The organism is Priestia taiwanensis (assembly GCF_014638355.1).
Classification (GTDB): Bacteria; Bacillota; Bacilli; order Bacillales; family Bacillaceae_G; genus Priestia_D; species Priestia_D taiwanensis.
In genome coordinates this window covers 1-11,341 of the sequence record NZ_BMFK01000013.1, presented here as the reverse complement: position 1 = coordinate 11,341, position 11,341 = coordinate 1, and the positions used below count along the sequence as shown (strand labels likewise).

General features: G+C 30.1%; 11 protein-coding genes and 1 pseudogene. 7 read left to right on the top strand and 5 right to left on the bottom strand.

From position 1 onward, the window contains the following. Nucleotides 1-93 (top strand): annotated as a pseudogene (locus IEV41_RS19775) (Rep protein); the annotation flags it as partial. On the opposite strand, the gene IEV41_RS19770 reads toward IEV41_RS19775, so the two are convergent. Continuing rightward, on the bottom strand, nucleotides 94-489 hold the full coding sequence (locus IEV41_RS19770; RefSeq protein WP_188390216.1) for a hypothetical protein: 396 nt from the start codon (nucleotides 487-489) through the stop codon (nucleotides 94-96). A 377-nt stretch (nucleotides 490-866) separates the two neighbouring features. On the opposite strand from IEV41_RS19770, the gene IEV41_RS19765 reads away from it, so the two are divergent. Next, entirely contained in the window at nucleotides 867-1,766 is a 900-nt protein-coding gene (locus IEV41_RS19765) for a type IV toxin-antitoxin system AbiEi family antitoxin domain-containing protein (RefSeq protein ID WP_188390215.1), read from the top strand. On the opposite strand, the gene IEV41_RS19760 is transcribed toward IEV41_RS19765, so the two are convergent. Then, complete coding sequence (locus tag IEV41_RS19760; RefSeq protein WP_188390214.1) at nucleotides 1,763-2,659, bottom strand: nucleotidyl transferase AbiEii/AbiGii toxin family protein; 897 nt, start codon at nucleotides 2,657-2,659, stop codon at nucleotides 1,763-1,765. The genes IEV41_RS19765 and IEV41_RS19760 overlap by 4 nt on opposite strands. Before the next feature lie 192 nt (nucleotides 2,660-2,851). On the opposite strand from IEV41_RS19760, the gene IEV41_RS19755 reads away from it, so the two are divergent. Beyond that, on the top strand, nucleotides 2,852-3,337 hold the full coding sequence (locus tag IEV41_RS19755; protein WP_188390213.1) for a DUF3967 domain-containing protein: 486 nt from the start codon (nucleotides 2,852-2,854) through the stop codon (nucleotides 3,335-3,337). 217 nt (nucleotides 3,338-3,554) lie between these two features. On the opposite strand, the gene IEV41_RS20225 is transcribed toward IEV41_RS19755, so the two are convergent. The 3 genes from IEV41_RS20225 to IEV41_RS19745 all read right to left on the bottom strand — a co-directional run bounded on the left by IEV41_RS20225 (nucleotide 3,555) and on the right by IEV41_RS19745 (nucleotide 4,624). After that, nucleotides 3,555-3,677 carry a hypothetical protein gene (locus IEV41_RS20225; RefSeq protein ID WP_268235157.1) on the bottom strand — a complete coding sequence of 41 codons (123 nt, stop codon included), beginning with the start codon at nucleotides 3,675-3,677 and terminating at the stop codon, nucleotides 3,555-3,557. Nucleotides 3,678-4,203: 526 nt separating this feature from the next. Next, entirely contained in the window at nucleotides 4,204-4,398 is a 195-nt protein-coding gene (locus IEV41_RS19750; RefSeq protein WP_188390212.1) for a hypothetical protein, read from the bottom strand. A 37-nt stretch (nucleotides 4,399-4,435) separates the two neighbouring features. Beyond that, on the bottom strand, nucleotides 4,436-4,624 hold the full coding sequence (locus tag IEV41_RS19745; protein ID WP_188390211.1) for a bacteriocin: 189 nt from the start codon (nucleotides 4,622-4,624) through the stop codon (nucleotides 4,436-4,438). Between the two features lie 393 nt (nucleotides 4,625-5,017). Here IEV41_RS19745 and IEV41_RS19740 point away from each other — a divergent pair, with 393 nt between their 5' ends. The 4 genes from IEV41_RS19740 to IEV41_RS19725 all read left to right on the top strand — a co-directional run bounded on the left by IEV41_RS19740 (nucleotide 5,018) and on the right by IEV41_RS19725 (nucleotide 11,298). Beyond that, complete coding sequence (locus IEV41_RS19740) at nucleotides 5,018-7,234, top strand: peptidase domain-containing ABC transporter (protein WP_188390210.1); 2,217 nt, start codon at nucleotides 5,018-5,020, stop codon at nucleotides 7,232-7,234. Next, on the top strand, nucleotides 7,231-8,538 hold the full coding sequence (locus IEV41_RS19735) for an HlyD family secretion protein (RefSeq protein WP_188390209.1): 1,308 nt from the start codon (nucleotides 7,231-7,233) through the stop codon (nucleotides 8,536-8,538). The genes IEV41_RS19740 and IEV41_RS19735 overlap by 4 nt, the downstream gene beginning before the upstream one ends. Before the next feature lie 400 nt (nucleotides 8,539-8,938). Beyond that, on the top strand, nucleotides 8,939-10,372 hold the full coding sequence (locus tag IEV41_RS19730) for a plasmid recombination protein (protein WP_188390208.1): 1,434 nt from the start codon (nucleotides 8,939-8,941) through the stop codon (nucleotides 10,370-10,372). 245 nt (nucleotides 10,373-10,617) lie between these two features. After that, nucleotides 10,618-11,298 (top strand): Rep protein, encoded by a 681-nt coding sequence (locus IEV41_RS19725; protein ID WP_188390207.1) that lies wholly within the window; start codon nucleotides 10,618-10,620, stop codon nucleotides 11,296-11,298. Nucleotides 11,299-11,341: the final 43 nt, after the last annotated feature.

Here is an 11,341-nt window from a genome sequence, read left to right as displayed (position 1 = left end):
GATAAATTAACAATGAGATTATTTCAACATTCTTTGAAAAATCTTAAAGATCAGAACGGTAAAAAAGTAAAATTACCAGTTAGATTCTTTTAATTATATATTTTTTAACTGTATCAATTTTGATACAGTTTTTTTTATATTTCCATAGAATTGGTAATTTTTAGGTGTCACTAAAAGGTGACAAAAAGGTCCTAAAGTGTCACCAAAAGGTGACACCCCCAAAATCCTAACAAACCCAGTCATATCAACACTTCTAAGCACTTTTAAAAAGCCTTCTCTATTATCACTATTATTAAAGGCTAAAAGTTCCGCAAGGAACAGGTAGTATTTTCCCTTCCGCTGGTCGGAAAAATCTCCACCTTTTTCGCGATGCTTCATCCCTGCAAAACTTTTTTCGGCAGGTGAGATGGCTGCGCCAAGCCGAACATACCAAAAACGAGATTTATCATATTCAGCTTGATTGAACCAGTATACCTGCCGAACCGCCAATTCTGTCGCTCTTTATAATTTTTTCAACAATATATATGACGTTATAGGGGCTATGCCCCTCACTTTGTTTCACCCCATCCTTAACCTCACACCCAAAAACAAGGGGAAATGATTTTCTAGTATTCATTGTAATATTTTTGTAATCAAAATTTAATAAAAATTTAATATAAAAACAACTTCTTTTTGATAAAATTAGCACATAATAAAGTATATATACTTTATTATGGTTGGATGCTTTTTGAAATTTTATAGCTAAAAACATAGCAAAAACCTGGGGAAATCAAGGTTTTTTTGAGGTTGCTTTTTTTATTACTTTGTCATACAATAAAGTATATATACTTTATTGTACATCTAACTAATAAAAAAAGGTGATTTACATGGCTAGACCTAATAGATTTCAAATCATGGAATTGTATAAGAATGACATTAAAAATTATTTTAAAGACATGGATCAAGATATTTTTACCATAGAAGAAATAAATCATATTTTGTGGGAAAAAAGATTAGATTGGAAATTGCCTTTTTCTACAACCGCAGAAGATTTTATAATATTTCTTATGAAAAAGAAATGGATAACTAATGTAGACTTAGAATTTCCTAATCGAACATTTCAAAGATACATATTTAATAAAGAAATTGATGAAATAAGACCTGTTGAGATGGCATGTTCTCTTTTTAAGAAAAGTTATCTTTCTCATCACACAGCAGCTTTTTACCATAATTTAACGGATAATATTGTAAAACCTATTTTTATAAATAATGAGCAATCATATAAAGATGGGGTTCCTTTACAAACAGAGGATGGAATTCCACAGGATTTAATAGATAAGGCTTTTTCAAAAGACATGAGGACCTCAAAAAACATTGCAAAGTATGAAGGAAGAGAAATTCATATTTTGAATGGTAAATATACAGGTAACATGGGTGTTATTAAAGAAAATAAAATCAAGGTAACCAACATCGAAAGAACGTTAATTGATATAGCAGTGCGACCTGATTATGCAGGTGGGGTCTTTGAAATTCTTGATATATATAAAAATGCAAAGGGAGAAGTGTCTGTTAATAAAATTTATTCTTATTTGAAAAAATTAAAATATATGTATCCTTATCATCAAGTTGTCGGGTTTTATTTAGAGAGAGCTGGATATAAAGAAAGCGCCCTAAAATTAATGGAACGCTTTCCAATCAAGTACAATTTTTATTTGACTTATAACATGAAGAACTGTTTATTTTCAGAGCGGTGGAAATTATATTATCCAGATCATTTTGATGTTTAATTCCATAGTACTTTTAATTCTTCTACTTTAGTAGAAACGTAATCATGATAGAAGCTGAATTCTCTTAGATTGTCACTTTCTTTTACAGTATTTTTCAAAGTAGCATATGCTTGTTCGTGAAATTCTTTAGTTTCCGGTTTCTTAATGTTTCCTAATAGACGAAGAGGAACATTTTTTATTTCAAAGAAACTTTTAATTAATTCTTGGTTTTCTGTTGAAGTAAAATCAAGAGTTGGATCGAGAGTATCAATAATTACAAAGATGTCAAAGAAATCTCTAGGTCTAGGAGTTTGGCTTGATCTAACGGTTTGAGTATATTCTTTCATTTGTTGACATATAGCTCGCAGTTTTTCAAAAACAATCATTCGAGGTGAGTAAACTTTAATAAAGTAATCGTGAAATTCAGTTTCTTGACTTGGAGCAGTGAATTCATATTTACTGATATCAATTTTAATGACTTTTTTATCTCCTGATATAGCTAATGATTCTCGTCTAAGCTGATCTGTATTATCACCAATCCGTTCGTAGTCAGCTTTTGAAATAACCTTAAATTCAGCGCTATAACCACCCCAATTTAGATCATCAATTTTTCGTTTAGCTTTAGGTCTTTCCACTAATTTTACGTCAAAAACTTTATAATTTGCTTCTTCAAATGTAATATTTAATCGTTTTTCCAATTTTTTTTGTACATCTTCAATAGTTAAATCAAAATCGGCAAAATCTTTTTCCATTGAAACATCAATATCCATAGATGCTCTAGAATTCAAATTATATGCTAACTCTAAGGCGTTTCCACCTTTTAGAACAAGAATGTCCATCAAATCATCATCGGAGAATAGTGAGATAATAGTTAGCTTTCTAATCTCTTCTAAATTTTTGTCTGTTAATTTCATATGTATCCTCACTTTCTAATTAGTCTATTTACTAGATTAACAGAATATTGGATATGGTTGGATGAAATTAGATAATAATCTTATTTGAGGTCATTAATTTCTTCTTTTTTCATTTTATCTAACTTTTATCTTACATCTAAAAACAGGTGATGGATAAATCTTGCTCGAACTAAGTAAGCAGGGGGTGCTCGTGTGCAACAAGCTTATTGGAATTACGAAGTAGCAGAAAAGCTAGAGATTGGCCGTAGTACGTTGAGGCGATGGTGTTTCGAGATGGAAAAGCAAGGGTATGTCTTTCTGAAAGGAGAACAGGAAAGTCGAGCGTTTACCGAGCAAGACGTGATCGTATTAAAAATGGTCAAGCAACACCAAAGCAGGGGGAAACGGCTTGAAATCACGATAAAAGAAGTTTTACAAGAGCATGCTCAAGCAGCTCAACATATAGTGAGCACCCCTCGCTCGTTGGAAATAGATAATCAGCAAGAAAGAGAACAATTCAAACAAAATATTTTGAATGAGATTAAGCAAGACCTGCTTGCTACAGAAAATCGAATAATGGAACGACTAGATCAACGAGATCATCAGCTTATGCAAGTTCTTCGAGAAGTCCAAGAAAGTAAACGTCTACTTGCTGCTACACAAAAAAAATCATTTTGGCAACGTTTATTTGGAAAATAACTATACGATTGTTTTATACAGAATTTTATACAGAAAAGCTGGGAAATAACGAGACAATCATGAGGTGAAAAAGCTGCTAGATCAACGATGTATAAAAACGTGCATATCGGAGAAAAAACAAAAAAGGCCAAATCCTTGATACATAAGGGTTTGGCCTTTTTGGTAACTTCCTAGAATGCCTTATTATGTTAACTATATATGTATGAATTATACAGTTTTATTTAAAAATTTTACCTGCTATTTTTCCAGTTTGATAGCCAAGCCACTTTCCAATTTTTCCTCCACCGTTTGTTTTTTCTAATTCTGCTTTTGTTAATACTTGTAATTTTTTATTATTCATAATATCCTCCATTAAAATAGTTTTAATATACAAAATTTACTATATCATTAAAATATTACCAAAACAATGAATCATAATATAATTTAATAAATAAAAAATTTAATTTTGTAATTAATCTTATTAGTCTTTAGACTTTATCTTTTTTAAGTTATATCCAATTGTTAAAATAAGGAATAGGGATATACAAGTTAAAATTATAAAATCATAGGTAAATATTTCACTATTAGTAGTAAAAGCATATATAACATATATTAAAAAGAAGCATATGTTTATTAAGAAGAGTAGTTTTAGTATTTTTGTTTTTTTACTGTTGATCATGTTGAATTCTCCGATCTTTTTATAATTTATTGGTTTATAAGTGGGATATTGAATATATATTTAGAAGAATAAATTTTTTAGAAGAATATTTAAAAGTAATTTTATAATAATTAATAAAAAACACAATAGGAATTTAGTTGTTATAACTAAATTCCTATGTATTTTTTATTATGAAATTTTTAATAAGTTCTTATTATAAAAATATCAATTAGCAGTCTTTACGAGACATACCAGGGCATAATTTACTACGGTTAGCTTCGTATTTATCGTTAGCTCTTTTCATTTCTTTAGCAGTTTTGCCCATCCATTCTCCGATACCTTGATACCATTGTCCAAGGCTACCACCATTTGTGTTTAACATTTCTTTTGTTGTAAGTGGTGTACAATTTTCAATAATTTTCATGTTAGATGTCCTACCTCTATGTTTGTATTTTTATAGTTTAGTTTTCATTCCAGCCTTTTTTGAAACCTTTAACAATGTTAGTTCCTGCATAACCTATTTGACCAACTGTTACAACTGCTCGTCCAACAGGAGTAGCTTTGGCTGCTGTTTTAGCAACCCATTTCCATCCTGAACCACCGTTAATTTCTTGTAATTCTTTTTCGTTTAATGCTGTTAAATTTTTCATGAATTTTCTTCCTCCTTAAATGATTTTGAATGATTTTGAATTTTTTTGATTTGTTAATACTTTTCTATTATACTAATATTTATATTAATTTCCAGTATTTTTTAAATAAAAAAATTAAATTTTATTTTTATTGTGTTTTTTCAGATTTCAAATGAAAATTAATTAATGTGTTTTTTCGTGGTTGAACATTGTTAAATTAAGGGTTTTAAAAATATGAGGTGATGTATTTAAAGGTTTTATATATGTTTATAAATATTATGAAATAGTTAAATTATTTCGTTGTCAAAATCTATAGGTTATTATTTCCAAATATAAAATGAAGTTTAATCAATGGTTTAGTGAAAGTTGATTAAATAATTAGAATTAATTATTTAATAGAAAGTGGGATGTAGTTTGAAAAGTAAGTTTGTTTGTATTAAACAGCATGATTTAAAAGATTGTGGTCCAGCTTGTCTGGCGATGATTTCGCGTCATTATGGTCTTAACATGGCTATTTCAAAAATTAGAGAGATAGCAGGTACTGATTTACAAGGTACAAATATTAAGGGTTTATTAGAAGCAGGGGAAAAGTTAGGATTTGATATAAAAGGGGTAAAAGCAACAAATAAAGATATAGAGGTATTAAGAGAAATTCCTTTACCAGCAATTGCTCATATAGTAGATGAAGGATTGTTACATTATGTTGTAATCTATAAAGTGAAAAATAATATAATATATATTGCAGATCCTGCAAAAGGGAACATAGAGTATACATTACAAGAATTTCAGAATATCTGGACAGGTATATTAGTATTGATGAAACCTCAAGATAAATTTCAAAAAGGAAATTTATCTGAAGGGACTTTTTCCAGGTTTCTTTTTTTATTGAAGAATCAAAGTGGATTACTTATTAATCTATTTTTTATTTCTATTCTCTTTAATTTATTTGGATTATTTGGGGCATTTTATTTTAAATTATTAATTGATGACATTGTAACTAATCAGTTGATGCAGACTTTACACATTGTATCTATTGGAATTATTATGTTGTATATTTTTAAAGTTTTACTCGCTTATTTTAGATCGCATTTAATTTTATATTTGAGTAGAAGAATCGATATTCAGTTAATGTTAGGTTATTATCGGCATGTAGTTGGGTTACCAATGAATTTTTTTGAAACCAGAAAAGTTGGAGAAATTCTTGCTCGATTTATGGATGCAAGTAAAATAAGAGAAGCATTATCAACTATCACAATTACATTATTGATAGATACATTAATGGTTGTTTTAGGTACAGTTTTATTATATATACATAGTCCAGTTTTATTTGGAGTTACTTTATTATTGGTTCCTTTTTATATTGGAATTATTTTGTTATTTCATAAGCCATATCAAAAAATTAACAGAGAAGAAATGGAAAGTAACGCCAAATTAACATCTTATCTGGTTGAATCATTAAATGGAATTTCAACTATAAAATCATATAATGCTGAAAAAGAAGTGTTTTTTGAAACTGAAACTCGTTTTGTAAACTTACTTCGTCATGTATTTAAAAGAGGGATGTTGTCTAATTTACAAGGGTCTATTAAGATGGGGATCGAGTTAATTGGAGGTACTATAATTCTTTGGATTGGTGCTATTCAAGTGTTAGAAGGGAATATGACTATTGGTGAATTGATTACATATAATGCTTTACTTGCTTATTTTTTAAACCCTATTGAAAATTTAATTGAACTTCAACCTACAATGCAATCTGCATTAGTAGCAGGGGAACGTCTAAATGATATTTTTGATTTAGAAATAGAAAAAAATGAGTATGAACATACTAAAGTATCTCCAGAGAATCTATTTGGAAAAATTGAATGTTCAAATATAATGTTTCGTTATGGCACACGTAAAAATGTATTAAATGATGTGAGTTTCTCTATAAAACCTGGTGATCAAGTTGCTTTTGTAGGAGAAAGTGGTTCTGGAAAAACTACTATCTCTAAATTATTAATGCATTATTATGAACCTCAAGAAGGTGATATATATTATGACGATTATCATATAAAAGAAATAAGTAGAACGTCTCTAAGAGAACGAATTGCATATGTTTCACAGGAGTCGTTTTTCTTTAGTGGATCTATTTATGATAATTTGAAATTTGGATTAGAGAATCAAGTTACATTAGAAGAAATTATTGAGGTTTGTAAAAAAGCTTGTGCCCATGAATTTATTGGTGAATTACCATTGCGTTATGAAACTTTGTTAGAAGAGAATGCATCGAATTTATCGGGTGGGCAAAGGCAACGTTTGGCAATTGCTAGAGCGTTATTAAAGAAACCAGATATTTTAATTTTAGATGAAGCAACAAGTAACTTAGACTCTACAACAGAAAAACATATTACAGATATGTTAAAAGAGTTAGGTGAACAAGGAATGACAGTTATTATGATTGCTCATCGATTAAGTACTATTAGACATGCGAATCAAATTTTTGTAATGGAAAAAGGTAGTATTGTAGAACAAGGATCTCATGAAGAATTATTGTTTCAAAAAGGAGAATACTATCGTCTTTGGGAGAACCAAACAGTGAAAGAAGAACGAAATGAGTCTCAGTCTTATGCAATGCGAGGTAATCAATTATGAGTAAAATATATTCATTTGATCAATTAACAGATAGTGTAGAGCTTTTAGAAAAAAAGCCACCTCGGTTTATCATGGGATTGTTAGTTTTTCTTTGTGTTAGTTTTGTAGTCTTTATAGGATGGGCCTACTTTGGGAAAGTAGATGTTGTAAGTAAAGGTACAGCAATAATTCAAGGCGAAACGGAGATACAGATTTCACGTGCTCAAATTCCTGGTAGTATAGATCAAATCGCTGTTCAAAACGGTGATGAAGTTCAAGAAGGAGATATCATTGTTCAATTGAAAAATCAAGAATTGTTGAGTAAACAAGAACAAATTGAACAATTTTTAAAGAACTTTGAAGAACAAAAAGGCATGTTAGAGCAATTAAAAAAGAGTATCCAATCTCATAAAGCAGCGTTCAGTGCTAATGTAGATACAAAAATTGTTGAAGAATATAAAGCGTATGAACAAGGATATAAATCATTAGAAACAGATAAAGAAACTGAAATAAAAATGCTAGATGATAATCAAACATCAAATGGAAAAGATGAAGCATTACAAAGCTTTTATTCAGATAAAGATATTATACAAAAGGAAATCCAAGCGTTAGAGAAGCAAAAAGAGCAAGAAAATGTTCCTGTTGAACAAAAGCAGCTAATGATTGATAAAATCAATGCGATGAAATCGCAAGCAAGTAGTATTGAGAAGAAAATAGAAAATAGAAAAGTAACCTTAGAAAACGAAAGAAGTAAGGTTGATACAGTAAGAGAAAACAAAAAAACGCAAAAAAACAATGCATTAAATCAATATAAAGAGAATTATATTGTCTCAGTTAATCAGCGTATTCAATCAATAGAACAAGAGATTTTTGTAAAAAAACAAGAATTAGAAAGTATGAATAGCCAGAATAAAATGACAGAAGTTAAAGCACAAAAAGAAGGAATAGTTCAATTTCCTATAACGTTGCAGCCTGGTGATCCAGTTAATGTAGGACAAGAAATAGTATCTATTGTACCGAAAGAAGATGGAAAAAAAGTAAAAGTATTTTTACCTGTAGAAGAAAGAAAAAGTGTACAAGTAGGAAATGAAGTTCATTACTCATTCAAACTACAAAATATAGATAAACAGACAGGTGAAATTACATATATATCAGCTGATCCTGTATTTAATAAAGAATCTAATATGTATATGTATGAAGTAGAAACAACAATTGATGTAAAAGAAGTAAATGAATTGCATAAGGGTATGATGGGAAAAGTTTCTGTTGTAACGGAAGAAGAACCTGTTTGGAAATTTATTTTCCGCAAATTAGATTTTATTTAAGGAATAAAGAAGGAAAAACATTGCGTATGTCAACGGTAAGCGGACTACCGTAAGGTAGGAGCATTAAGGAGTTGACATACTGGACACACCCAAAACCCTCTTGGCACTTCCCAAACACATTGTTTGGGAACGCCTACCGGCGAGGGAGCCCCCTCAAAAAGTGAGGGGGTTGGGGGTGTTTTTTTATTGGGGTTAAGGGGAAGAGTTCCCCTTATGGGTTTGGGCAAAGCCCAGGGTTTTACCATGCTAGGCATGGTTCGGCAGAGCCGAATAGCCTCGCAGAGCCCTATGTATTTTGTTACGAAGTGACAAAATACGTATAGGGTTACTTTGATTGACAAACTTCGTCTATTTGATAGACTTGTCTTATCAATCATTTTTAGTGCATCGGAGGTACAATATGTTATTTTCTATCTCATTCAATCAATCTCATAAAAGTAATATGGCCCATAATAATCGAAAAAATATACATGGAAATCCTGATATTGATAAGTCTAAGTTAGATGAAAATGTTTATTTTATTCAAAAGGATATTCGAAAAGTTTATGAAGAAACATTTGGTGAAGCAGTGGAATCTTACAATGCGAAGCAAAGTAGGAAAGATCGTAGAATTGAAGATTATTACGACAAAATTCGACATGATAGTAAAACGCATGAACAAAGAGAATTGATAGTTGCGATTGGTGAAGGAAAAGATGGTGAAGAGTATTGCAAAGCGAAAAAAGATGCATTGATCCAGTATGCAGAAGAATTTCAAGAGAGAAACTTGAATCTAGCAGTTTATAATATGGTTTTGCATGATGATGAAGCAAATCCTCATTTACATATTAATTATGTTCCTAATTTTGAAAGCAAAAAAGGATTAACAAGAAGAGTTGGAATGGACAAGGCGTTGCAGCAACAAGGAATTGATGGAAAAGGAATGGATCTTATTAAGCATTGGCGAGAAAAAGAGACTGCTTATATTGAAGAGTTGGCCAAGGTTCATATTCCCGATTTCGAGAGAGCCAATGTCGGTTCTCATAAGTATATGAAAGTTCCTCAATTCAAAAAAGCGAAAGAAGCTTTTAAAGAAATCGAAGCAGATGGGCTTAAAAAGCGTCAGGAGCTTGTTCAAGTAATTTCGGATATAAATGGCATCCGTGCTTCAAAAGAAGCCTTAGAAGCTGAATATGAGGCACAGGAGGCGATTGTAAGAGAATTTAAAGAGCGTGGAAAGAATTTGACGAAAATAACGAAAAGGTTAGGGGATGAACCTCAATATAAAGCGCCTATTATTGAATTTATTTATGAACCAACAGAAGTAAATAAAGATTTACTTGGTAGGCATGTAAAAATAAAAAAAGATGAGTATGAAAAGATGATAGATTCTCAGAAAGAAACGTTCGAAAAGTATGATCTTTTGGCGAAGAACTTTGATGTATTGGCTGAACGATTAAAAAAAGCAAATTTGCATAACTATTATCTTTCTACAGAACTAGAAAAGGCTAAAGAAGCTATTCCAGTTCAAACGAATGATTTTGTTTTAAAAGTTGAACATGAGAAAGTGAAGAAGGTTTTAAAAATGTCTGAAGATCGTCATAAAGAAAAAGATAGAATGATTGAACAGCAGCAAGAGCAGATCAATGATTTAAGGCAGCGTTTTAAGCAATTTCAATCGTTGTGTATTAATTTTATTAAAGATAATGTTCCAAAAGCATTTGATTTAATGAGTTCTTTTGCTAAAAAATTAAATGTAGTTGAAGAAGTAAATACATTAATAAAACAAGATCAAGAACGTGAAAAGAAAGAAAAGAAGATGCAAAAATATAGTCGAGATGAGTGGGAAAGATAATGTAGAGATTCTATTAATCTGCTATATGTAACATGATTCGATAAAAAAATATATCATTCACAAAAATGTGATAAAATAGAAAAAGAGTCATGCGGTAACATGACTCTTTTCAAAGGATTCTCAACGACAAAGGTTGGACAAGTATCCTAATAATATCTGTTTATAGATTATCATAATTGGACTGATAATCCAATAGAAAAACTTGTTATTTGTCGTTGATTCCTTTAATTAGAGGAGGAATCATAATGAGTAAAGAATTAGGAAAAGTACTAGATTTAGCTGAAAAAAATGCTAGAAAAAGAGATTTTGAAAAAGATGCGAAACTAAGAGAGCAAGCGGAAGAAATAAAAAAATCACTTTTGCAACAGTTAAAAGACATTACTGGGGAAGATTATTATGTTGGAGCTAGTAAAGATCCATTTGCAGGGGAGCCCTTTAATCAAGTGATGCATAAAAATTTAGATTTGTTAAATCAGATAGGTTATTTAACTCAAGCTGAAGAAAGCTTTTTATTTAGAATTCAAGCATATTTAGAATTTAAAAGTAACGTAATTCTTTCAAGAGAAGATAAGTTTAAAAAGATTAAAAAGAATAATGTTGAAAATGATTTTGAGCTTCCAAAAGCGGCGACCGTTTCTGAAATTGCTGAAATGATAGGAAAATCAAGACAAAAAACATCTGTTGTTATGAATTCATTAAAGAAAAAAGAAATTCTTTTGAATCCAGAAGGAGCAGGTCATGTCATTGAAAATGGACGTACTGTAAGCCCTAGAACTTGGATTTTGAATCCTTATATAATGATTTGTGCACCTCGTAAGAATGAAGTAAAACTAGATAAATTAACAATGAGATTATTTCAACATTCTTTGAAAAATCTTAAAGATCAGAACGGTAAAAAAGTAAAATTACCAGTTAGATTCTTTTAATTATATATTTTTTAACTGTATCAATTTTGATACAGTTTTTTTT

Excerpts from the sequence above, each read along its gene's own strand:
- IEV41_RS19745 (WP_188390211.1), bottom strand. The coding sequence starts at position 4,624 with ATGAAAAATTTAACAGCATTAAACGAAAAAGAATTACAAGAAATTAAC.
- IEV41_RS19760 (WP_188390214.1), bottom strand. The coding sequence starts at position 2,659 with ATGAAATTAACAGACAAAAATTTAGAAGAGATTAGAAAGCTAACTATT.
- IEV41_RS19735 (WP_188390209.1), top strand. The coding sequence starts at position 7,231 with ATGAGTAAAATATATTCATTTGATCAATTAACAGATAGTGTAGAGCTT.
- IEV41_RS19765 (WP_188390215.1), top strand. The coding sequence starts at position 867 with ATGGCTAGACCTAATAGATTTCAAATCATGGAATTGTATAAGAATGAC.
- IEV41_RS19725 (WP_188390207.1), top strand. The coding sequence starts at position 10,618 with ATGAGTAAAGAATTAGGAAAAGTACTAGATTTAGCTGAAAAAAATGCT.
- IEV41_RS19730 (WP_188390208.1), top strand. The coding sequence starts at position 8,939 with ATGTTATTTTCTATCTCATTCAATCAATCTCATAAAAGTAATATGGCC.
- IEV41_RS20225 (WP_268235157.1), bottom strand. The coding sequence starts at position 3,677 with ATGAATAATAAAAAATTACAAGTATTAACAAAAGCAGAATTAGAAAAA.
- IEV41_RS19750 (WP_188390212.1), bottom strand. The coding sequence starts at position 4,398 with ATGAAAATTATTGAAAATTGTACACCACTTACAACAAAAGAAATGTTA.